Genomic DNA, 22,608 nt, shown 5'->3' on the forward strand with positions numbered 1-22,608 from the left:
TGACAGATAGGGGCCAAGCCACCCGACCGGAAGGGCAACGCAGCGTCAGTCTTCCATGATCTGTCGCAGCCGCGCCTGTTCCGCATCAGAGAGCCCGGTCGGAGCAGACTCTCCCTCGGCCTTCCGCCGTGACTGGCTGCGAAGATATCCGAAGGCCAGCCCCAGACCGATCAGCGCCATGCCCGGACCGGCCAGCCACAATACCAGGTTCGATCCGGTCAGCGTCGGCCTGAGCAGCACGTATTCGCCGTAGCGCTCGACGATATAGTCCACAACCTCGTCATCGCTGTCGCCCTCAACCAGCCGTTCGCGCACCAAGAGCCGCAGATCCCGCGCGAGGTCCGCATGGCTTTCGTCGATCGACTCGTTGCGACAGACCACGCAGCGCAGCCCCGCCGAAATATCCCGTGCCCGTTCCTCGAGGACCGGGTCAGCCAGCATTTCATCCGGTTCAACCGCCCAGATCGGGGACGCCAACAGGCACAGGATCAGCAAGAGCCGCTTCATTCCGCGGGCACCCCCTTCGGTTCGGCCTGGCGGCGTGCCCCGGCCGCAACCCGGTACCGACGGTCTGACAGGGACAGCAGCCCGCCAAGCGCCATGATGATCGACCCGCCCCAGATCCAGTTTGCCCAAGGCTTGATATAGGTGCGCAGGGCAAAGCCCCCCTGTTGCGGTTCCCCAAGCACGACATAGACATCGCGAGACACGCCATTGTCGATGGCCGCCTCGGTCGTGGGCATGCCCGCCACCGGATAAAAGCGCCGCTCCGGATGCAGGGTGGAAACAAGATCTCCGTCCCGTGCCACTTCGACGGTTCCCATCAGGGCGATATAGTTCGGCCCCTCATGTTCGCGAACATCGGTCAGGGTGATCTCGTAGGGGCCGACGTCGAAGGCTTCGCCAAGCCGGGCAATACGGATATCTTCCGATTCATAGGTGGTCAGAGCGGCAACGCCAAACAACGTCAGGCCAAAGCCCGCATGCGCCACCGCCTTGCCCCAATCGGCCCGTGGCAGCCGCGTCAGGCGCGAGAGCCGCGCCCCAAACGCCCCGCGCCCGGTGCGGGTGAACAGGTCGACGACCGCCCCAGCCACCAGCCAGACCGCCAGCGCGATGAACACCGGGCCCATGGCCGAATGCCCGGTAAAGACGGCATAGGCCAGCAACCCGCCAGCCACGGCCAGCGCGGCCGCCGGCATCTGCTGACGCATGGCCCGTCCGATACTGGCCCGTTTCCACGGCATCACCGATCCGATCGGCAGCGCCACGGCCAGGACAAAGACAAAGGGCGAGAAGGCCGCGTTGAAAAAGGGCGGCCCGACCGACAGTGTCCGATCGAAGAACATCTCCGACAGAAGCGGCCAGATCGTGCCGATGAAGACGACGAAACAGGACACCGCCAAAAGCAGGTTGTTCAGCACCAGCGCGCTTTCGCGGCTGACAATGCCGAAGACGCCCTTTGCCTCCATCGCGCCTGCCCGCAGGGCAAACAGAAGGAAGGCCCCGCCCATAAAGAACGCCAGGATGAACAGGATGAAGACGCCGCGCTCCGGGTCATTTGCAAAGGCATGGACCGAGGTGATGACGCCCGAGCGCACGATGAAGGTGCCGATGAGCGAAAAGCCGAAGGCCAGGATCGCCAGCAGGATCGTCCAGCTTTTCAGCGCCTCGCGTTTTTCCACCACGATGGCCGAATGCAGCAGAGCCGCCGAGATCAGCCAGGGCATGAAGCTCGCGTTTTCAACGGGATCCCAGAACCAGAAGCCACCCCAGCCAAGCTCGTAATAGGCCCACCAGGACCCGAGCCCGATGCCGATGGTCAGGAAAAGCCAGGCCGCCAGCGTCCAGGGCCGCACCCACCGTCCCCAGGCAGCGTCCACGCGGCCCTCCAGCAAGGCGGCAACGGCAAAGGAAAACGCCATGCTGAGACCCACGTAACCCAGGTAGAGGAAGGGCGGATGAAAGGCCAGGCCGGGGTCCTGCAACAGCGGGTTCAGGTCGCCCCCGTTCATCGGCGGGCTTTCCAGCCGCAGGAACGGGTTCGAGGTGAAGAGGATAAAGGCGAAGAAGGCCACGCCGATGCTGCTCTGAATCCCCAGAACCCGCGCCCGTAGACGTGGTGGCAGATTGCCTCCGAACCAGGCCGCCAGGGCCCCGAACAGGGTCAGGATCAATACCCAGAGCAGCAGCGATCCCTCATGGTTTCCCCAAACGCCGGTTATCTTGTAGAGCAAAGGCTTCAGCGTGTGCGAATTCGCGGTCACCAGCGCCACCGAGAAATCGGAGGTCACGAAAGCAAAGGTCAGCGCGCCGAAGCTGACGGCCGTCAGAAGGAATTGCGCGCTCGCGGCAGGTGCGGCGGCGGCCATCCATTCGGGCCAGCCCTTATGGGCGCCCACAAGGGGCACGACCGTCTGGAAGATCGAGACGGCAAAGGCAAGGATGAGGGCGAAATGTCCGAGTTCTACGATCATGACTGCCAACCTAGAGCAGCCATGCCCGACCGCCAAGCCCAACCGTCCGCCACACACGTCTCCGTGACCGCCTGCCGCAGTGCCCTTTCATCTTGGCCCAAATACCTCCGCCGGAGGCATCCGACGCGGCAACCGGCGTTTCCGCATCCTGTCTGCCACGATCCCCGCCTCAATTCCGTGGCAACACGGCACGGGCGAGTGCCCCCGCGCAAGCGGGGGTCGAGCCGGGCCGTTCGCGGGTCGACGCCGGCAGGCGGCGAAACCGCTTACCTTCCGCGAAACAGCCCGCCCAGAATACCCCGCACCACCGCGCGGCCCGATTGGGTGCCCAATTGCCGGGCAAAGCTCTTGGCGAAAGCCGTGCCGACCGAATCGCTGCGCCGCGAGGTGGACCGGCGACGCGGCTGTTCCTCGGCAGGCGCCTCTCGGGTCACCCGCGAACTGGACCGGCCCACGCGATTGCCGGAATAGCGCCGTCCAGCGCGGTATTCGCGCTCTGCCGCGCTCTCGGTCTCTTCCTCGACCGCCTCCGCCTCTTCCGCCTCCCGCGCAGCGGCTTCGGCCCGCGCCTGCAGGATCTCGAAGGCGCTTTCCCGATCCACCTGGGCCTCGTACTTCCCCGCCAGAGGCGAGGTCGCGATCAGGCCTGCGCGCATCGCATCGGCCATCGGCCCCAGTTGCGACGAAGGCGGGCGAATGAGCGTGCGTTCCGCCATGCCGGGGATGCCTTTGCGCTCCAGCATCGAGGTCACGGCCTCGCCCACGCTCACTTCCCGTATCGCGTCCTCGATATCGAAACCCGGATTGTCGCGATAATTCTCGGCGGCCTGCCGCAGATCGCGGCGGTCCTTCGCTGTATAGGCGCGCAGCGCGTGCTGCACCCGGTTACCAAGCTGTCCCAGCACATCCTCGGGCACATCTGCCGGGTTCTGGGTGATGAAATAGACGCCCACCCCTTTGGACCGGATCAGCCGCGCCACCTGCTCGACCTTGTCCACCAGCGCCTTGGGCGCGTCGTCGAACAACAGATGCGCCTCGTCGAAGAAGAAGACCAGCTTGGGCTTGTCCGGGTCGCCCACCTCTGGCAGTTCCTCGAACAGTTCTGACAGCAGCCATAACAGGAAAGTCGCATAAAGCCGGGGTGACCCCATCAGCTTGTCGGCGGCCAGGATGTTGATCCGCCCCAGCCCGTCTGCATCTGTTTTCATGATATCCGTCAGTTCCAGCGCAGGTTCCCCGAACAGCCGGTCTCCCCCCTGCCCTTCGAGCACCAGAAGCCGTCGCTGGATCGCCCCGATCGAGGCGGTGGAGACATTGCCGTAGCGCAAGCTCAGCGTCTGACGATTCTCGCCGACCCAGACCAGCAGCGATTGCAGGTCTTTCAGGTCGAGCAGTGCCAGCCCCTGTTCGTCTGCCACCCGGAAGGCGATGTTGAGGATGCCCTCCTGCGCCTCGGACAGTTCCAGAAGGCGCGAGATCAGCAAGGGGCCCATTTCAGAAATCGTCGTGCGCACCGGATGACCGGCCTCGCCGTAGAGATCCCAGAAGGTCACCGGGAAGGCGCGATAGGCGTAGTCGGCAAATCCGATCCGGCCTGCGCGTTCCATGAAGGCGTCATGCAGCTTGAAGCTTTCGCTCCCCGCTGCGCCAAGTCCCGACAGATCGCCCTTCACATCCGACAGGAAGACAGGCACGCCATTGGCGGAAAAGCTTTCGGCCAGAATTTGCAAGGTGACGGTCTTGCCGGTTCCGGTCGCGCCCGCGATCAGACCATGCCGGTTGGCGTATTTCAGCAGCATGTGCTGCGCCACGCCGTAGTCTCCACCCCCGCCGCCAATGAAAATACTGTCCGACATGATCTGCCCCTGTCTGAAATTCTTCGCCCCGCACAATACAATCTTAACCATCCTGTGCCAGTCTCCTCGTCATGGCCCCGGCAAGTTTGCCGCCGGTTGACCCCGAGGCCATGGTTTTCCTCCCTGTTGACTGGCCGCGCCGGCTTTGCCCGGCGCGGTTTTTTCCGCTTCGAAGGCGCTGGTCCCGAAATGGTTCGAAAAACGGACCAAAAACGTAAATTACCCTGTTGACGACCGCGCGCACCTGTCCTAGCGTTCGGGCCAGAAAGTCGGCCAGTCCGACAGGGAGAGAAAAAAGATACTGAAAAGGGCCCCGTTGCTGGGCCCTTTTTGTTTCTCGGCCTCCGGATGCGCCAGGCTCCTCCATGGGCGAAATCCAGCGCCTGCGCCAAAAATGCCCCTGACAGCGCCGCGCGCCCGTGTTAGCCATTTGCCAAACCACCTGTTCACCCGAAGACAGACGAGGCGCTTTGATGAAAACCCTTTCCCTGACAGCCGCCATCCTGGCCGTTGGCCTTGCCTTCCCGCTGGCCGCGCAGGAGGCCACAGATACCGAAGACAGCACCCTTACCGCAGCAGAACAGGCTGGCCTGTCGCTCGGAGAGCGTGAGGTCGGCACCGCCTACAGCCGCGAAACCCATGGCGACTGGGACATGCGCTGCATCCAGGCCCCGGAAGGCCAGCCCGATCCCTGCCAGCTCTACCAGCTTCTGGTCGATGCACAGGGCAACTCCGTCGCCGAGTTCAACCTGTTCGATGTTCCCGATGAAGGGGAACTGATGGCAGGGGCAACGATCGTGACGCCCCTGGACACGCTTCTGACCGGCCAGTTGCGCATGGCCGTGGATAGCGGTCAGGCGCGGGTCTATCCGTTCAGCTTCTGCCAGCCGATCGGCTGCTATGTCCGCCTCGGTCTGACCGGTGCCGATGTGCAGGCGTTCCGCGCCGGAAGCGAAGCGCGGATTGCCATCGTGCCCCTTCAGGCCCCCGATCAGGTCGTCCCGTTGACGCTGTCGCTGTCCGGCTTCACCGCCGGGTTCGAAGCCCTGGAAGCCTATAATGAAGAGGTGATTGCCCAGTTGCAGGCCGCGGCCGCAGCAGCTGCGGCTGCAGAAGAAGACGGCGCCGCGTCCGAGTAACCGGACCCGCCCGTCCACCAGATACAGGCCCGCCCGGACAGATCCGAGGCGGGTCTTTTCTTGTCGAAAGCCGAGTCAGATCGCCTTGCGCAGCGCCAGAACCGCATTGAGCCCGCCGAAGGCGAAAGCGTTGGATAGGACCGCCCCGACCTCTGCATCGCGCGCCACGTTGGGCACCACGTCCAGCGCACATTCCGGGTCGGGCTCCTCGTAGTTGATCGTGGGCGCGATCACCCCGTCGGTCAGCGCCATGATGCAGGCCAGCAGCTCCACCGCGCCGGTGCCGCCGATGAGGTGGCCATGCATCGACTTGGTGGAGGAGATCATCAACTCATCCGCATGGTGGCCGAACACATCGGCAACAGCGGCGCATTCCACCTTGTCGTTGGCGGCGGTGCCGGTGCCGTGTGCGTTGATGTAGCCCACGTCTTCCGGGTTCAGCCGCGCGTCTTTCAGCGCGCCGGAAATGGCCCGCGCCGCGCCCTGTTTCGACGGCATCACGATATCGGCGGCATCGGACGTCATGGCGAAGCCCACCACCTCGGCCAGGATCTGGGCGCCGCGCGCCTTCGCATGCTCATACTCCTCGAAGACGAAAACCGCCGCGCCCTCGCCCTGAACCATGCCGTTTCGGTTGGCGCTGAACGGCCGGCAGGCATCGCGCGACATGACGCGCAGGCCCTCCCACGCCTTCACACCGCCGAAACACAGCATCGATTCCGAGCCGCCCGTGATCATCACCGGCGCCATGCCCCATCGGATCATGTTGAAGGCCTGCCCCATCGCGTGATTGGACGAGGCGCAGGCGGTGGCCACGGTGAAGCTCGGCCCCTTGAGGTTGAACTCCATGCTCACGTGGCTGGCGGCGGCGTTGTTCATCAGCTTGGGCACCACGAAAGGGTGCACCCGGTTCTTGCCGTCCTCGTAGACCGAGCGGTAATTCTCGTCGAGCGTCTGCATCCCGCCGCCCGAGGTGCCCAGAACCACGCCGGACCGCGCCGCAAGCTCGCCGCTGAAGACCAGCCCGGATTGCGCAATGGCCTCGCGCGCGGAAATCAGGGTGAACTGCGTGAACCGGTCGTAAAGCGAGATCTGCTGGCGATTGAACAGCGCTTCTGGGTCGTAATCCTTGATCTGGCCGCCGATCCGAACCGACAGCCGGTCAAGGTCGCGCATTTCCAGATCGCCTATCCCGCAGCGGCCCTCGCGCATCGCTTCCTTGGTGGCGGCCACATTGGCCCCGAGGGCATTGATCGTGCCCTGCCCGGTAATGACAACCCGTTTCATGCCGCGTCGGCCACCAGGCCCTCAACCGCCTTGATGATCGCCGCAACGCTGGAAATGTCGAAATCACCCGCATCGGGTTCGTTGGCATTGAAGGGAACCTGAATATCGAAGGCTTCCTCAATGGCGAAAATGCTTTCCACGAGGCCCAAGGAATCGATCCCCAGATCCTCCAATGTTGCCTCGGGCTTTACGTCCTCGACATCAAGAACCGCCTGTTCAGCGATGATCCCGATGACCTTTTCAGCAACGTCCGTCATGGCTTCGTAATCCCTGATACTGCGCCTGCGGCTGATTTAGTCATTGCCCGCCAGTTTTGAAACGGCTTTCTGCAGATCCGCGACAGTCTTGGCCAGACGCGGCAAGCGGCGCAGCGCCTTGTAGCTTTCCACATGCGTCTCCATCTTGACCGCCGGATAACCCAGAACCGCGCGGCCTGCGGGCACATTGGACAGGATCTTTGTGGCCCCGCCGGCAATCACGTCACTGCCAACGGTCAGATTGTCGGCAACACCGACCTGGCCGCCGAACACTGCGCGATCCCCGATCACGGTCGATCCCGCCACGCCGGTCTGCGCGGCAAAGAGGCAATCGCGCCCGACCTGCACGTTATGCGCGACATGAACGAGGTTGTCGAACTTGCAGCCATCCCCGATTTGCGTGTCCCGGATGGTGCCCTTGTCGATACAGGCATTGCAGCCGATCTCGACATCATTCCCGACGCGGACGGAGCCGAGCGAATGAATGCGGGTCCAGCTCTGGTCAACCGCCTCCGCCTGCCCCATGGATTCGCGCACCTGTTCCACCGTCGATTTCTCGGGCGTCACGAAGGACATGCCGTCACCACCGATCACCGCACCCGGATGGGCGATGAAGCGATCCCCGATATGGACCCGGCTGCCCACGCGCACCCCCTGCATCAGCAACGCATCGTCGCCAATATGGGCCAGTTCCGCGACAGTGACATGACTGGCGATACGGGCCCGCGCGCCGATCACCGCGCCGCGTCCGATCACAACGAACGGGCCGATGGCCGCACCGATGCCGATGCTGGCGCTTTCGTGGATGACGGCCATGGGATGTATGCCCGGCGCAATCTCGGGCCCCGGATCCAGCGCGGCGGTCAGACCGGCCAGCGCATACCGCGGACGCGGGACGACAATCGCTGCTTCCAGCGCGTAGGCCTGCCAATCCATGTCCGGTCCCAGCACGGCGGCCTTCGCCTGCCCGCTTGCCAGCCCCTCCGCATAGGCGGGTGACATGGCGAGGGCAAGCTGCCGGGGACCTGCCAGAGCCGGTTCCGACAGGCCGTCAATCTCCAGGTCCAGATTGCCGAAAGCCGAGGCCCCAAGAGCCTCGGCTATCCTTCCAATGGTCAGCGCCATATTCGTGCTCCGCAGCGAGGGTTGCTGCGACAGCTTTAGCTGGCCATGATCGGGAGTTCCACCCCGGCCTGCTCCATCGCATTCCACAGGGCACGGTCCCGCCCATAGATGTCGCGGCGGAAGTTCAGCTCGCCCTCTGGCGTCACGAAGGCCGTCCAGTAGACGATATGCACCGGGATCTGCTGAACCAGGTCAACCTGCGTTTCCTGACCGGAATTCAGGATGCGGGTGAAATAGCTCTGCGGCTGCGATTCCTGACGGGCGAGAAGGTGATAGGCCAGCTCCAGCGGACGATGAACCCGGACGCAGCCATGGCTGTAGGCACGGGTTTCGCGGGCGAAGAGGTTCCGCGAGGGCGTGTCATGCAGGTAGATGTTGTGCCGGTTGGGGAACATGAACTTCACCCGGCCAAGCGCATTGCCCGGCCCCGGTCCCTGACGCAGGTCGAAGGGGAAGGTCGAGGCGGTGTACTGGCTGAAGTCAATGCCCGCCCGGCTGACCTGCCGACCGCCCTGCAACAGCTCCAGATGACCGGCGGCAGCCGGGTTGGCCTGCATCTGCGGCAGGTATTCCCCGATGGTGATCGAACGCGGCACATACCAGCTCGGGTTGATCACCATATGCTCCATCGTGTCGGAGAATTCAGGTGTCACCCGGTTTGATGGGGTTGCGCCCACGACAACGCGGGTCTCGAAGGTGACCTCTTCATTGTCGATCACATAGGCGTGGTAGTCGGGAATGTTCACCAGAACATGACGGCTGCCGCGCTCCGGGTCTTCCCAGTTCATCCAGCGCTGACGTTCCATCGCCAGAATGACCTGACGCAGGCGGGTATCGAGCCCGATATTGACCTCTTCGATGGTCGAAGAGCCCGCAACACCGTCAGCCAGAAGCCCATGCGCGGACTGGAAGCGCTGAACGGCGGCCTCCATGTCGGCATCGAACACGGCCGTGGCAGAGCGTTCCATATACCCCATACGGATCAGCCGGTCTCGCAGCTGCACCACGGATTGTCCACGGTCGCCCAGTTCCAGACGGCCGCCATAGACGGACGCCCCCCATCCGCCCTCATTGGCCATGCGTGTCAGGCGCAGAAGCTCTCGCTGTAGGCGCAGATACTCCGGGTGCGCGGGCGGCAGGGCGCGCATCACCTCGTAGGGGTCGGCATCGACGAGGGATTGCAAAAGATCCGTCGGGTCGCGGCGCGGCAGGTCGCGATAGATCTCGCGCACGATCTCGCCGGGATCGAGAATGCCCGACTGCACGTCATGGGCGTAGCGCAGGAACATGGCCGACGCCATTATCTCTGCCTGACCCCGGCTGTAGGGGTTGTCCGCATCCATGAAGGCGGCGCGCAGCGCGTCCGGGTCGTAGCGGCCGGCGGGCAGTCCGTGATTTGCGGCCCCCTCCAGAGCCATCAGCAGCGCATTGCGCCGCGCGGCATCCTCGGTGCGGGTCCAGATCGGCTCGAATGCACGCTCCCGGTAGAATTCGGCCATATCCTCATGTTCGGCCACGCCCTCGGCAATGGCCTGACGGAAGGCCGTGACCAGCGCCGAAGCGGGGGCAGGAACCAGCAGCGAGATCGAAAGGATCGCCGCCAGAATTGGCAGCATGGAAGGAAGAAAAAGCTTTTTTGTCATGGGTCACCTGTTTGCGCGCGGATCACGGGTGTGTGAGGTCTAGATGACCTGTCTCACAAGGCAGAGTCCATTCACAATTTCGAAAGATGTTCCTGATAGTTACTTGAAAAATACGACGTGCCCCTGGTGCAACGCCTGCCGAAGAATCGGCCAATATCCCCGGAATCAACGCCTTTTTTGGCGGATTTCTGCCGACAGGCCACCATACGGGTGGGACGCCCCGACTTGAGACTTTCAAGAAAGTTTCAATTGTGTCATAAAACGCACAGCTGGGGATGGACATGTAACAAGTCACGGAAAAGTGACACTGGACGGAACGGGCAGAAGGACGGGGCAAATCTTATGACGAATCCGACGATGACGCGGCGGTCGCTGCTTGGGGCATTTGCAGCCACCACGGTTGCAGCCGCCCCCTACGCGGCAAACGCTTTCGGGATCCTTCGTGGCGGCGGCGACTATCGCAAGCTGCGCATGTATTCCGCACGGACCGGCGAAACACTCGACATGGTCTACTGGATTGATGGCGACTATATCCGGCCCGCAATTCAGGAAATCACCTATTTCATGCGCGACTGGCGCGTTGATGAAACCCACGATATCGACCCGCGCACGCTGGATATCATGGCCGCATCCCACAACTTGCTGGAAACCGGGCAACCCTACCTGCTGCTGTCCGGTTATCGGTCGCCCTCCACCAATGCCATGCTGCGTGCCCGGTCTTCCGGCGTTGCGCGCAATTCGCTGCACATGCAGGGACAGGCCGCCGACCTGCGGATCGAGGGACGCTCCGTCCGTCAGGTCGCCGCTGCGGCAGAGTCCTGTTCTGCGGGTGGCGTCGGGCGGTATTCCGGCTCCAATTTCACCCATATGGATTGCGGCCCGGTCCGCTCCTGGGGCGGCTGACAGGTTTGCGGCCACTTCGCCCAAGGGTGGCCATACGATCCTGAGGGACAGGAAAGAACCGGCCATCATGGCCGGTTTTTTCTTGTCAGATCCGCTCCACCGGACAAACCGCGATCAGCCGTTCCGCGTCGGAGCGTTCGCACAGACGCGTCGCTTCGGTCATCACCGCGGCGCTGGCCGCCGCCATGCCCCGTTGCAGACAGTCGGGCAAAGCCGCGCCTTGGGACAGGGCCAGCGTGAAACCCGCAACGAAACTGTCGCCCGCGCCGGTCTTGGATCGCACCGGCACATCGGCGGCATGGGACAGCCAGCGGTCCCGATCCGTCGCAAGGATGGAGCCATCCGCCCCACGCGCCAACACCACGACCCGCGCCACTCCGTTCCGCACCAGTGATTGCGCGAAATCCGCGCTGTCCTTCGCGGTCGGTAAACTTCGCGCCGCAAGCTCCTCCGCCTCTTCATGATCCAGCCTCAGCACGTCCAGCCCCGCGATGCGCCCCGCCTGCAATGCCCGAAGCGCTGCACCGGAGGTGTCAAGGATCAGCCGGGCGTCGAACTTTGAACACAGCGCCACCAGACGAGCGGGGAAATCGTCGGGAAATCCCGGCGGGTGGCTGCCGGACAACACCACCAGCCCGCCCACGGGAATCACCTCTGCGATCTCGGACTCGGCCTTTGCGATGTCGCCCTCGGACCAGTGCGGTCCCGGGAAGATGAACCGGAACTGCTTGCCGGTCCCGTCTTCGATCACCGCAACGCTCTGGCGGGTTTCGCCCGGGGCTTCGATGATGCGAACCGGCAGACCGGTGCCCGCCAGCAATTTGGCCAGAACCACGCCCATGCCACCGCCCGCCGCCACCAGCGCCAGGCTTTCGCCCCCCAATTCCGCCATGGCGCGCGAGACGTTGAGGCCGCCGCCACCGGGGTCCAGCCTCGGCGTGGAACAGCGCAGCTTGGGGCCGGGACGGATTTCGGCCGTGGAGGTATCAAGATCCACGGCCGGGTTCAGGGTGATCGTCAGAACAGATGTCATTCCAGAAAGGTCCGTAAGGGCAGCTACCCCCAGACCCTATGGCAGGCGCAGCGCCCCGTCGAGACGGATGGTTTCGCCGTTCAGGTAGGGCATCTCGATCATGAAACGGGCCAGCCGCGCAAACTCCTGCGGGTTCCCAAGGCGGCGCGGGAAGACCACGTCGCTGGCGAGCTCCGCCATCATCTCGGGCCCGAGGCTTTCCAGCATCGGCGTCAGGAACAGGCCCGGTGCGATGGCGTTCACCCGGATGCCGATCGCGCCCATGTCACGGGCCATGGGCAGCGAGAGACCGGCGATCCCGGCCTTGGACGCCGAATAGGCCGCCTGCCCTTTCTGGCCGTCAAAGGCGGCGATGGAGGCGGTGTTGACGATCACCCCGCGTTCGCCATCCTCATTCGGGTCGTTCTTCGACATCTCGACCGCCGCCAGCCGCGCCACGTTGAAGGCGCCCACCAGATTGATGTCGATGGTGCGCTGGAAGGCGTCGAGCGGGAATGGCCCTTTCGATCCCACCGTCTTGGCGCCGGTCACGATACCTGCGCAGTTCACAACGGCGGTGATCCCGCCCAATTGTGCGACCGCATGGGCGACACCCGCTGCAACGCTGTCTTCGCTGGTTACATCGACCTCGGCAAAGCTGATACCGGGGGTGCTGGCCAGCTCGGCGCCCTTGGCAGCATCGCGGTCGAAGATCGTCACCGCGGCCCCGGCACCAGCCAGATATGTCGCCGTCGCGGCCCCGAGCCCGCTGGCCCCACCGGTCACGATCACCTTTGCGCTTGCGATGTCCATGCTTGTCTCCCTTCGAAACTGAACAGATGTTCAATTACGAAAGGAAACGACGTCGCGTCAATCAGAACGCAACGTCGTTTCGGTCGCGCCGTGCCGGGCGCGGGAGGAACCTGCTAGCGATAGTGCAGCGATACACCATCGCGGAAGACATGCACCTTTTCCGGGGCCGCACTCATGGTGACACGGGTGCCGCGCAACCCCTGATGGATGCCCTGCAGTTTCGCGATGACCGTATCGGTGTCATGATTGGCGCTCGGCACCGAGAAGTAGAGCTGCGTCACTTCCCCAAGGGCCTCGGTGATATCGACCGTCCCCGCAAAAGCGTAGTCGGCAGAGTCCGTCTGCACCATGTCCTCAGGCCGAATGCCAACTTCAACCTCGGCCCCCATATCCGCCTCAACCGAGGGGTAATTCGAGGTGATGCGCCCTGCCCCATCGGCAAGTTCCAGTGTCGTGACCTCTCCGGTGCCGACGATCTTGCCGGCCAGCAGGTTCATTGCCGGGCTGCCGATGAACTGGGCCACGAAGGTGGACCGGGGGCGTTCATACAGCTCCAGCGGGCTGCCAACCTGCGCGATGCCCTTGTTGGCCAGCACCACGATCCGGCTGGCCAGCGTCATCGCTTCCACCTGGTCGTGGGTCACGTAGATCATGGTCGAATCCGGCATCTGTTCCTTCAGCTGCGCGATCTCGATCCGCGTGGCCACGCGCAGCGCCGCGTCGAGGTTGGACAGCGGTTCATCGAAGAGATACACCTTCGGATCGCGCACAATGGCCCGGCCAATCGCCACCCGCTGCCGCTGCCCGCCCGACAGCGCCTTGGGCAGCCGGTCGAGGTAGTCGGTCAGTTGCAGCTTGTCGGCGGCGGCATTGACCGCGCTGTCGATCTCTGACTTCGACTTGCCCGCGATGCGCAGGGCAAAGGCCATGTTTTCTCGCACCGTCATATGCGGGTAGAGCGCGTAGGACTGAAACACCATCGCAATGCCGCGCTGCGCGGGCGGCACGTCGTTCATCGGCTCTCCGTCAATCGACAGGGTGCCGTCGGTGATCTTCTCCAGCCCTGCGATCATCCGCAGAAGCGTGGATTTCCCGCACCCGGAGGGGCCGACGAAGACGATCAGTTCGCCCGTCTTGATATCGAGATTGATGTCATTGAGGACATTCACATCGCCATAGGATTTGACGACGTCCTTGAGGACGAGATCAGCCATCGGAACTCTCCTGTGCTGCGTAAAGGGCCTGCCAGGGCCCGAGGGTCGGGGCGGTGCCGTCAAAGGGCGCGGCGAGCGGGGTCCAGTCGCCATCGGGCATGTCGATATCCTGCGCGCTGTCCGACAGGTTGAAGATGCACAGGACCGTTCGACCTGCGTGCTGACGGCTGAAGGACAGGATGTCATCCGCTGCGTGAAGCAGGGTGAAATCCCCCTTGGCCAGCGCCGGTTCGGTGGCCCGGAACCGGATCATGCGGCGATAGAAGGCCAGCATGCTGTCGGATTTTTCATCCTGAGCGGCGACTGAGTGGGACAGGTGTTCCACCGCCACGGGCAGCCACGGCTTGCCTTCCGTGAAGCCGCCATTGGCATTGTCGGTGACCCAGGGCATCGGCGTGCGACATCCGTCGCGGCCCTTGAACTTGGGCCAGAAGCGGATGCCATAGGGATCTTGCAGATGCTCAAACGGCACGTAAGCCTCGGTCAGCCCCAGTTCCTCGCCCTGATAGAGACAGGCGGATCCCCGCAAGCTGAGCAACAGGGCCGCATAGGCGCGCTGCGCCGGTTCCGACAGGGTCCAGCGGCTGGCATGGCGCACCACATCGTGGTTGGAAAACGCCCAACAGGCCCATCCGTCGCCAATCGAGCCTTCGTAGCGCGTCAGCACCTCGCCCACCCGGTCTGCCGTGGGGGCGATGCCGGACAGGAACTCGAAGGAATAGCACATCTGCACCTTGTCGCCGCCCGATGTGTATTCCGACTGGATTTCCAACCCGTATTGCGCGTCGCCCACTTCGCCCACGGCCACGGCGTCGAACTCGTCCATCACCGAACGGAACCGGCGCAGGAACGCGAGGTTTTCGGGCTGGTTCTTGTCATAGAGGTGATCCTGCCAGTTATAGGGGTTCACCTCGGGCGCGATGGTGGCGTTGCGGGCCTCTGGGGCCAGCGCCGGGTTGTCGCGCAATTGCTGGTCGTGGAAGTAGAAGTTGATCGTATCCAGACGGAAACCATCGACACCGCGTTCCAGCCAGAAGCGCACCACGTCCAGCAGGGCATCCTGCACATCCGGGTTGTGCAGGTTCAGGTCAGGCTGTTCGGACAGGAAATTATGCAGGTAATACTGCATCCGCTCTCCATCCCATTCCCAGGCGGAGCCTCCGAAAATGGACAGCCAGTTGTTGGGCGGCGTGCCATCGGGCTTGGCATCGGCCCAGACATACCAGTCGGAGCGCGCATTCTCTCGGCTCTGACGGCTTTCCTGGAACCAGGCGTGCTGGTCCGAGGTGTGGCTGATCACAAGGTCGATGAGCACCTTGAGCCCCAATTCATGGGCGCGGGCGATCAGCGCGTCGAAATCGCCAAGCGTGCCGAACATCGGGTCCACGTCGCGGTAATCGCTGACGTCATAGCCGAAATCCAACATCGGCGAGCGGAAGAAGGGTGAAATCCAGACCGCGTCAACACCAAGTCGCGCGATATGGTCCAGCCGGTGGATGATCCCCGACAGATCGCCGATACCGTCGCCATTGCTGTCCTGGAAGCTGCGCGGATAGATCTGGTAGATCACCGCCCCCCGCCACCAGTCCCTGTCGACGAGGCCCGCACGGGCCGGGGTCATGTCTTGCATGAGATTCATGGGTCTTGCTGCCCTTATTTGACCGAGCCAGCCAGAAGGCCGCGCACGAGGTAACGTTGCATGGTGAAGAAGACGAGGACCGGCACCGCGATGGACACAAACGCCGCTGCCGCCAGAATACCCCAGTCGCCGCCGCGAGAGCCAAGCAGGTCATCGGCAATCCGCACGGTCATGACCTTGGAGGCGTCGTCGGACGGCAGGAAGACCTTGGCGACCAGCAGATCGTTCCATGTCCAGAGGAACTGGAAGATGGCAAAGCTGGCCAGCGCCGGAAAGCTCAGCGGCAGAATGATCTTGGTGAAGATCTGGAAATCGGTGGCCCCGTCGACCTTGGCGCTTTCGATGATGTCGCGCGGCAGCCCGACCATGTAGTTGCGCAAGAGATAGATCGCGAGCGGCAGGCCGAACCCGGTATGGGCCAGCCAGATTCCGACAAAGCTCTGCCCGATGCCGATCTGGTTGTGCAGATTGAGCAGCGGCACGAGCGCCAGTTGCAGGGGCACCACCAGAAGGCCCACGATGGCCGCGATCAGAAGGCCCCGCCCCGGGAAATCCATCCAGGCCAGCGCATAGGCCGCGAAGGCCGCGATCAGGATCGGGATCACGGTCGAGGGGATCGTGACCGTGAAGGTGTTGATGAAGTTGCGGAAGACGCCGTTTTCATCCGACAGGATTTCCCAGAAGGTCTGACCCGCTGCATAAGCCTCCTCCCGCTCTTCCTCGGTCTGCGCGGTCAGGATGGTCAGATAGTTGTCCATGGTAAAATCGGGCGGGGTATCCGCGCCGAAATAGATGCGAAGACCCCGATCATCGGGCGTTTCCGCCGTCGTGTAGCGGTAGCTGCCATCGGCATTGACGGTAAGCGTACCGCCATCGCGGGTCTCGCCCTCGGTCCCGGCCGGATAGGCCGTGGGTTCACGACCGGTGACACCGAAGGCGGTGACAGCGGCTTCACCGCTGGCGAAGGCCTCGGACACTTCGGAGGTCGCGAAGATATTGCCCTCGACCACCCACAGATCGCCCTCCTGCACCGGTTCGCCATCATTGGCGCGGGTGCGGTAGGTCAGTTCGACCGAAAACGGCGCGTTCCACCAGCCCGAGGCGGTGATCTGGTCGCGGTCGCGGAAGGACGACACGAAGAGCCCAACCGTCGGGATCAGCCAGGCAATGACCAGCAGCGCCACGGAGATGTTGACGGCCCATTTCAGGCCAGAGCTTTTGCCGGCGATATTGTCCATCAGCGCATCTCCTTCTGGGCCTGGCGGATGTTCCAGATCATCACGGGCAGCACCACGATCATGATCACCACGGCCACGGCGGTCGCCCGCCCGTCATCGCGGAACATGAAGCTCATCATGTAGCTTGGCAGGATCTGGGTGCCGAAATTGCCCCCGGTCATCGTGTAGACGATGTCGAAGACTTTGAGCACGAGGATGGTGATCGTCGTCCAGACCACCACGATCGTGCCCATGATCTGCGGCACCTTGATCTTGAAGAAGAGCTGGAACGGGTTCGCTCCGTCAATGATTGCGGCCTCGACCGTTTCTTCGGGGATGCCGCGCAGGGCGGCAGAGAGGATCACCATGGCAAAGCCGGTCTGGATCCAGACAAGGATCGCCATCAGAAAGAAGTTGTTCCAGAACGGCACCTGCACCGGGTCCATCGGATCAAGCCCGATCCCGTCACGCAGCGCGTTGATGATGCCGATATCCGGGTCGCCCGCATAGACGAACTTCCAGATCAGCGAGGCGCCCACGAAAGAGATCGCCATCGGCATGAAGATCAGAGATTTGGCGATATTGCCCCAGGACAGCCGGTCGGTCAGCTGCGCCACCAGCAGGCCAAGGAAGGTCGCGGCGGCGGGGACGACAAGCGCCCAGAGGGCATTGTTGAACAGGGCCTGCAGGAACTCCGGATCCTCGAACAGGAACAGGTAGTTATCAAGCGCGATGAACTCATCCCCGGCCCGGTTGTGCATCGAGCGCCACAGGCTGCCGATCACCGGATAGACCAGATAGAGCGACAGGGCGAAGATCGCGGGAAACAGGAACAGCCAGGGCCGGACGGCGGTGGCGCGGTTGATATTGCGACCCGCATGGGGGCCACGGGGCGGAAAGATTACTTTGTCGAGGACAAGGTTCGCCGCGTAGAAATAGCCCACGCATCCGAACACGCCCACGAAGATGGTAATCACACCCTGCAAAAGCGGTGACATGACCTTGCCCTCCCGACATCAGGTCTGAAGCGGTCCCGGCCGCGTGGATGCGGCCCGGACCAGGTGTTGTTACTGCATCGAGTCCCAACGGTCCTGGATCGCCTGCGCCACATCGGCGGCGTCGGCACCAGAGGTGTAATCGACCATACCGGTCCAGAACGCGCCTGCGCCGATCTCGCCCGGCATCAGGTCGGACCCGTCAAAGCGGAAGGTGGTCGCGCCCAGGAGGATCTCGTTCATCGCGCGCTGCGAGTCGGACGGGAACACGTCGAGGTTCACACCGCTATGCGGGGTCAGGAAGCCCGACTGCGCCATCCACAGCTCATGCGCGATGGGGGTTTGCAGGAATTCCATGAAGACATGCGCGGCCGGGGCATCATCGGTGATGGCCCAAAGCGTGCCCGCACCAAGCACCGGGTTGCCAAGATCGCCTTCCGCGTAGGACGGGAAGTAGAAGAAGTCAGCATCCGCGCCTTCGGGGAAGAAGGTCGGGATGAACGACGCCTGACGATGCATGTAGCATTCCGGCGGGTAGGAGAAGAGACCGGCGGGGCTATCGCGGAAGTCGGTAGTGGCGACGGCGCTGGCGCCCCCGTTCACATAGGCGTCGTTGCGGGCGAAATGGCCGAAGGCCTCGATCGCGCCGACGATGCGTTCATCGGTGAAGGGGATCTCGTTCGTCACCCAGCCATCATAGACATCGGCAGGCTGCGTGCGCAGCAGCAGGTCTTCGACCCAGTCAGTCGCGGGCCAGCCGGTTGCGGCACCCGATCCCAGCCCGATGCACCATGGCGTACCGCCATCGGCGACGATTTGGTCGGTGAGCGCCATCAGCTCTTCCATCGAGGTCGGGATGTCATAGCCCGCCTCGTCAAAGGCCTCGGGGCTGAACCAGACCAGCGATTTCAGGTCAACCTTGTAGAAGAAGCCATAAAGCGCGTCTTCGCCATCGGGGCCCGCATAGGTGCCCAGATCAACCCAGCTGTCACCCGCCGCGTAGTTGGCGGAGACCCAGTCGGCCGTGCCATCGGCCAGCGGCGTCAGCAGACCGCGTGCGGCCATGTCGGCGGCAAGGCCGGGCTGCGGGAAGACCGCGATATTGGGGGCGCTGCCCGCCTGCGTGGCGATCACGATGTCCTGCTCGAAGCTATCGGAGCCGGAATAGTTCACGGTCGCGCCGGTCGCTTCCTCGAAATAGACCAGAATGCTTTCCACAAGCTCGGCATCGGCGCCGATCCACGGGCCGGTGATCGACAGGGTCTGACCGGAAAGGTCATTGTCGCCTGCAAAAGCTTCATAGCTGTCCCAGTTGAATTCACCTTCGCCGGGCGCGAACATCATATGCCCGTCGGCCTGCGCCATACCTGCAGTCAAGGCCAGCGCGGCGGCGCCAGCGAGTAACGATTTCTTCATGGTTTCCTCCCAAGAATGGGCCGAGGCCCCTGTGATTGGAACGCACCGAATGCATTTCCAAAGCGCTTTGACACTTCTCTAGGCATCTGCGATTCCCGGTTTTCTGTCAATGACGATTGTCAAAACAGGCCAAAAAGGGGGCATCCAAGGGCGATCTATCACGTTTGGGTTGTGGAATTCGCCTTTGACAGCCCCGGATTTTCGGGGATACTGCCCAAAGTTTGAAAGCGCTTTGGGTGCAGACTTGGCTATGAACCTCAAACAGCTGTCCGAATCCCTCGGCCTGTCGCAGACCACGGTCAGCCGGGCCCTGAACGGCTATCCGGAGGTCAGCGAGGCGACGCGCCAGCGGGTTCAGGACGCCGCGCATCGCCACAACTACCGCCCCAATACCCGCGCCCGCAGCCTGGCCACGGGGCGCGCCCACATGATCGGCCATGTCATCCCGATCTCGACCCGGCACGAGATGATGAACCCGGTCTTCTCCGACTTCATCGCCGGGGCTGGTGAGGCCTACGCGCGGGCGGGCTACGACATGACCCTGTCAATCGTGCCCGATGATGCCGAGGACGCCACCTATCGCAGCCTTGCCCAGAAAAAGACCGTCGATGGCATCGTCATCCACGGCCCCCGCGCCAATGAACGGCGGATCAGGCTGTTGCAGGATCTGGACCTGCCTTTCGTGGTGCATGGCCGGGCCTCTGCCGAGGACAGCGATTATTCCTGGGTCGATGTGAACAACCGCCGCGCCTTTTCACGTGCGACCGAGTTGCTGCTCGATCTGGGCCATCGCCGGATTGCGATGGTGAACGGGCTGGAGGACATGGATTTCGCCATCAGACGTCGGCAGGGCTATGAAAAGGCCCTGCGCGAGCGCGGGCTGGAGCCGGACCCGGAGCTTGGGGCCAGTGATGAAATGACCGAACATTACGGCTATGACACTGCCCGCCTGATGCTGGCCCGGGACAATCCGCCGACGGCCTTTCTGGTGTCTTCGCTGATTTCCGCCATTGGGGTGCGCCGCGCGCTGGAAGAGGCGGATCTGAAAATGGGCCGCGATGTCAGCGTCATCACCCATGACGATGAGCTGAGCTATCTGGGCAATGGCAAAGACGTGCCGATCTTCACCGCCACAAGGTCCTCCGTGCGCGAAGCAGGGCGCATTGCGGCCACGACCCTTCTGGACCTGATCGAAGACCCCGACCGCACCCCGCGCCACCACCTTCTGGAAGCCGAACTGATGCTGGGCCGATCCACCGGCCCTGCCCCAAAAGAAAGCTGACATCATGACATGGACACGGCAAGATTTCCCCGAGGGGTTTCTCTTCGGGGCCGCGACCTCGGCCTATCAGATTGAGGGGCATTCGTATGGCGGCGCAGGCCCCACCCATTGGGACAGTTTCGCCGCCACGCCGGGCAATGTGGTGCGCGCCGAACATGGCGGCCGGGCCTGTGACCACTACCACCGGATGGGCGAAGACCTCGACCTGCTGAGCGCACTGAATGTCGATGTCTACCGCTTCTCCACCTCCTGGGCGCGCGTGATGCCCGAGGGAACCGGCACACCCAACCCGGAGGGGCTCGATTTCTACGACCGACTGGTCGACGGGTTGCTGGAGCGTGGTTTGAAACCCGCCGCAACGCTCTATCACTGGGAACTGCCGCAGCCGCTGGCCGACAAGGGTGGCTGGCGCAACCGGGATATTGCGGGCTGGTTCGCCGATTTCACCGAAACGATCATGGGCCGGATCGGCGACCGCGTCTGGTCCGCCGCGCCGATCAACGAGCCTTGGTGCGTCGGTTGGCTCAGCCATTTCCTCGGCCATCACGCGCCCGGCCTGCGCGATATCCGTGCCACCGCCCGCGCCATGCATCATGTGTTGCTGTCCCATGGCCGGTCCATCGAGGTGATGCGGGGGCTTGGCATGTCGAATCTCGGCGGTGTCTTCAACATGGAATGGGCCAACCCGGTGGATGACAGCCCCGAGGCCGCCCGCGCCGCTGCCACCTATGACGCTTATTACAACCGCTTCTTTCTGGAGGGCATCTTCAAGGGTGCCTACCCCGCTGAAGCACTGGAAGGCCTGGAACCGCACCTGCCTGACGGTTGGCAGGAGGATTTCGCCACCATCGGCCAGCCGCTCGACTGGATCGGGCTTAACTACTACACCCGCAAGAACATCGCCCCTGCCCCCGGCCCCTGGCCCGCTCTGGCCGAGATCGACGGGCCCCTGCCCAAGACCCAGATGGGGTGGGAGATCTACCCCGACGGGCTCTACCACTTCCTCAAACGCACCGCCGATCTGATCCCCGACCTGCCGATCTATGTCACCGAAAACGGCATGGCCAATGCGGATGTGCTGATCGGCGGCGCGGTGAGCGATCCTGAACGGCTGGCCTATATCGACGCCCATCTGGACGCCTGCCGCCGCGCCATGGCCGAGGGGGTCGATCTGCGCGGCTATTTCATCTGGTCGCTGATGGACAATTACGAATGGGCGCTAGGCTATGAAAAACGCTTCGGACTGGTCCATGTGGACTTCGAAAGCTTGAAGAGAACGCCCAAAGCGTCCTATCACGCCCTCGCGCACCGTTTGCGCTAACCAAAGGGAATCCTGCTCATGCACCGTGACATCTCGCTCGTGGCCGATATCGGTGGCACCAATACCCGCGTGGCACTGGCCCGTGGCTTCGAGGTGCAACGCGACACGGTGCGGCGGTATTCGAACGCCGGCGCGTCGGGGCTGGACGCCCACCTGACCCGCTATATAGACGAGATGCAGCCCGGCGCCCTGACCGGGGCCTGCGTGGCCATTGCCGGGCCGGTGCGCGACGGCGTGGGGCAGATGACAAACCTGGACTGGCGGGTGGACCGCGAAGGGCTTGGGGCCGTCACCGGCGCCCGCAAGCTGGCGGTTCTGAATGACCTGCAGGCGCAGGGCCATGCGCTTGGCCATCTGGAGGAAGAGGATCTCAACCGCCTCTTGCCGCAACCCGATGCCATGCGTCATGCGGCCAAGCTTGTGGTGGGGCTCGGCACCGGGTTCAACGCCGCCCCGGTCTATGACACGGCAGGCGGGCGCTTCGTGCCGCCCTCGGAATGCGGCCATATCACCATGCCGCGCCACACCGCTGCCCTTGCCGCGCTGGCAGAGGCGATGGAACCGCGCCACGGCTTCGCCGCCGTCGAGGACGCGCTGTCGGGCGGCGGCTTCGTCCGCGTGCACCGGCATCTGCACGGCGAGGATCTGGAAGGGGTCGAGATCATCTCGCGCCTGTCGCAGGGCGACCCAAAGGCCACCGAAACCGCGCGACTGTTCATTGAACTGATGGGCACCGTGATGGGTGATCTTGCGCTGATCCACCTGCCCTTCGGCGGCATCTACCTGATCGGCGGCATGGCCCGCGCGATCACGCCCTGGCTCGCACCGCTCGGCTTTGCCGAAGCCTTCCGCGGCAAGGGGCGGTTCACGGACTTCATGGGACAGTTCGGCGTGGCCGTGGTCCAGGATGACTATGCGGCCCTGACCGGCTGCGCCTCTCACCTTGGCCATTTGCCGATCGGCTGAGCGTGCCATTGGCCACGCCGCAACTTTTTTGCACGGAAGGCCCCAA

At 63.5% G+C, this 22,608-nt stretch carries 19 protein-coding genes; 5 read left to right on the forward strand and 14 right to left on the reverse strand.

Going from position 1 to position 22,608, the window contains the following annotated elements; translation table 11 throughout:
• Nucleotides 1-45: 45 nt before the first annotated feature.
• The 3 genes from EP237_RS06110 to EP237_RS06120 form a co-directional block, all read right to left on the reverse strand.
• Entirely contained in the window at nucleotides 46-507 is a 462-nt protein-coding gene (locus tag EP237_RS06110; RefSeq protein WP_127559160.1) for a cytochrome c-type biogenesis protein, read from the reverse strand.
• On the reverse strand, nucleotides 504-2,477 hold the full coding sequence (locus tag EP237_RS06115; protein ID WP_127559162.1) for a heme lyase CcmF/NrfE family subunit: 1,974 nt from the start codon (nucleotides 2,475-2,477) through the stop codon (nucleotides 504-506). Before EP237_RS06115 ends, EP237_RS06110 begins: the two co-directional genes overlap by 4 nt.
• A gap of 266 nt (nucleotides 2,478-2,743) precedes the next feature.
• Complete coding sequence (locus tag EP237_RS06120) at nucleotides 2,744-4,333, reverse strand: helicase HerA-like domain-containing protein (protein WP_127559164.1); 1,590 nt, start codon at nucleotides 4,331-4,333, stop codon at nucleotides 2,744-2,746.
• A 473-nt stretch (nucleotides 4,334-4,806) separates the two neighbouring features.
• Here EP237_RS06120 and EP237_RS06125 point away from each other — a divergent pair, with 473 nt between their 5' ends.
• A complete protein-coding gene (locus EP237_RS06125) occupies nucleotides 4,807-5,472 on the forward strand; it encodes an invasion associated locus B family protein (protein ID WP_127559166.1) in 666 nt (221 codons plus the stop codon).
• Nucleotides 5,473-5,547: 75 nt separating this feature from the next.
• Here EP237_RS06125 and EP237_RS06130 read toward each other — a convergent pair whose 3' ends face one another.
• From EP237_RS06130 to EP237_RS06145, 4 genes are read right to left on the reverse strand one after another with little or no spacing between them, the layout of a single operon-like run.
• Entirely contained in the window at nucleotides 5,548-6,759 is a 1,212-nt protein-coding gene (locus EP237_RS06130; protein WP_127559168.1) for a beta-ketoacyl-[acyl-carrier-protein] synthase family protein, read from the reverse strand.
• Nucleotides 6,756-7,016 carry an acyl carrier protein gene (locus EP237_RS06135; RefSeq protein ID WP_071689768.1) on the reverse strand — a complete coding sequence of 87 codons (261 nt, stop codon included), beginning with the start codon at nucleotides 7,014-7,016 and terminating at the stop codon, nucleotides 6,756-6,758. The genes EP237_RS06130 and EP237_RS06135 overlap by 4 nt, the downstream gene beginning before the upstream one ends.
• 36 nt (nucleotides 7,017-7,052) lie before the next feature.
• Nucleotides 7,053-8,141, reverse strand: coding sequence for a UDP-3-O-(3-hydroxymyristoyl)glucosamine N-acyltransferase (gene lpxD, locus EP237_RS06140; RefSeq protein WP_127559170.1), 1,089 nt, complete (start codon nucleotides 8,139-8,141; stop codon nucleotides 7,053-7,055).
• Nucleotides 8,142-8,176: 35 nt separating this feature from the next.
• Nucleotides 8,177-9,757: a L,D-transpeptidase family protein gene (locus EP237_RS06145; protein WP_240661536.1), complete on the reverse strand. Its 1,581-nt coding sequence runs from the start codon at nucleotides 9,755-9,757 to the stop codon at nucleotides 8,177-8,179.
• Between the two features lie 369 nt (nucleotides 9,758-10,126).
• On the opposite strand from EP237_RS06145, the gene mepK reads away from it, so the two are divergent.
• Nucleotides 10,127-10,687, forward strand: a complete 561-nt coding sequence (gene mepK / locus EP237_RS06150) for a peptidoglycan L,D-endopeptidase MepK (RefSeq protein ID WP_164744633.1) — start codon at nucleotides 10,127-10,129, stop codon at nucleotides 10,685-10,687.
• 85 nt (nucleotides 10,688-10,772) lie between these two features.
• Here mepK and EP237_RS06155 read toward each other — a convergent pair whose 3' ends face one another.
• From EP237_RS06155 to EP237_RS06185, 7 genes are all read right to left on the reverse strand, one after another.
• A complete protein-coding gene (locus EP237_RS06155) occupies nucleotides 10,773-11,720 on the reverse strand; it encodes a 1-phosphofructokinase family hexose kinase (RefSeq protein ID WP_127559174.1) in 948 nt (315 codons plus the stop codon).
• Nucleotides 11,721-11,756: 36 nt separating this feature from the next.
• A complete protein-coding gene (locus tag EP237_RS06160; RefSeq protein ID WP_127559176.1) occupies nucleotides 11,757-12,512 on the reverse strand; it encodes an SDR family NAD(P)-dependent oxidoreductase in 756 nt (251 codons plus the stop codon).
• A 113-nt stretch (nucleotides 12,513-12,625) separates the two neighbouring features.
• Nucleotides 12,626-13,726: an ABC transporter ATP-binding protein gene (locus EP237_RS06165; protein WP_127559178.1), complete on the reverse strand. Its 1,101-nt coding sequence runs from the start codon at nucleotides 13,724-13,726 to the stop codon at nucleotides 12,626-12,628.
• Nucleotides 13,719-15,365 carry an alpha-glucosidase family protein gene (locus tag EP237_RS06170; protein WP_420812507.1) on the reverse strand — a complete coding sequence of 549 codons (1,647 nt, stop codon included), beginning with the start codon at nucleotides 15,363-15,365 and terminating at the stop codon, nucleotides 13,719-13,721. Before EP237_RS06170 ends, EP237_RS06165 begins: the two co-directional genes overlap by 8 nt.
• 14 nt (nucleotides 15,366-15,379) lie before the next feature.
• Complete coding sequence (locus EP237_RS06175) at nucleotides 15,380-16,603, reverse strand: carbohydrate ABC transporter permease (protein WP_127559180.1); 1,224 nt, start codon at nucleotides 16,601-16,603, stop codon at nucleotides 15,380-15,382.
• Nucleotides 16,603-17,580, reverse strand: coding sequence for a carbohydrate ABC transporter permease (locus EP237_RS06180; RefSeq protein ID WP_127559182.1), 978 nt, complete (start codon nucleotides 17,578-17,580; stop codon nucleotides 16,603-16,605). The genes EP237_RS06175 and EP237_RS06180 overlap by 1 nt, the downstream gene beginning before the upstream one ends.
• Before the next feature lie 69 nt (nucleotides 17,581-17,649).
• Nucleotides 17,650-18,993 (reverse strand): ABC transporter substrate-binding protein, encoded by a 1,344-nt coding sequence (locus EP237_RS06185; protein ID WP_127559184.1) that lies wholly within the window; start codon nucleotides 18,991-18,993, stop codon nucleotides 17,650-17,652.
• Nucleotides 18,994-19,243: 250 nt separating this feature from the next.
• Here EP237_RS06185 and EP237_RS06190 point away from each other — a divergent pair, with 250 nt between their 5' ends.
• Genes EP237_RS06190 through EP237_RS06200 form a run of 3 tightly spaced genes read left to right on the forward strand, consistent with a single transcriptional unit; the run spans nucleotide 19,244 to nucleotide 22,562 of the window.
• A complete protein-coding gene (locus EP237_RS06190; RefSeq protein WP_127559186.1) occupies nucleotides 19,244-20,275 on the forward strand; it encodes a LacI family DNA-binding transcriptional regulator in 1,032 nt (343 codons plus the stop codon).
• Between the two features lie 4 nt (nucleotides 20,276-20,279).
• On the forward strand, nucleotides 20,280-21,596 hold the full coding sequence (locus EP237_RS06195; RefSeq protein ID WP_127559188.1) for a GH1 family beta-glucosidase: 1,317 nt from the start codon (nucleotides 20,280-20,282) through the stop codon (nucleotides 21,594-21,596).
• An 18-nt stretch (nucleotides 21,597-21,614) separates the two neighbouring features.
• Entirely contained in the window at nucleotides 21,615-22,562 is a 948-nt protein-coding gene (locus EP237_RS06200; protein WP_127559190.1) for a glucokinase, read from the forward strand.
• The last annotated feature ends 46 nt before the right edge of the window (nucleotides 22,563-22,608 follow it).

The organism is Nioella ostreopsis (assembly GCF_004000255.1).
In the GTDB taxonomy this organism is placed as follows: Bacteria; Pseudomonadota; Alphaproteobacteria; order Rhodobacterales; family Rhodobacteraceae; genus Nioella; species Nioella ostreopsis.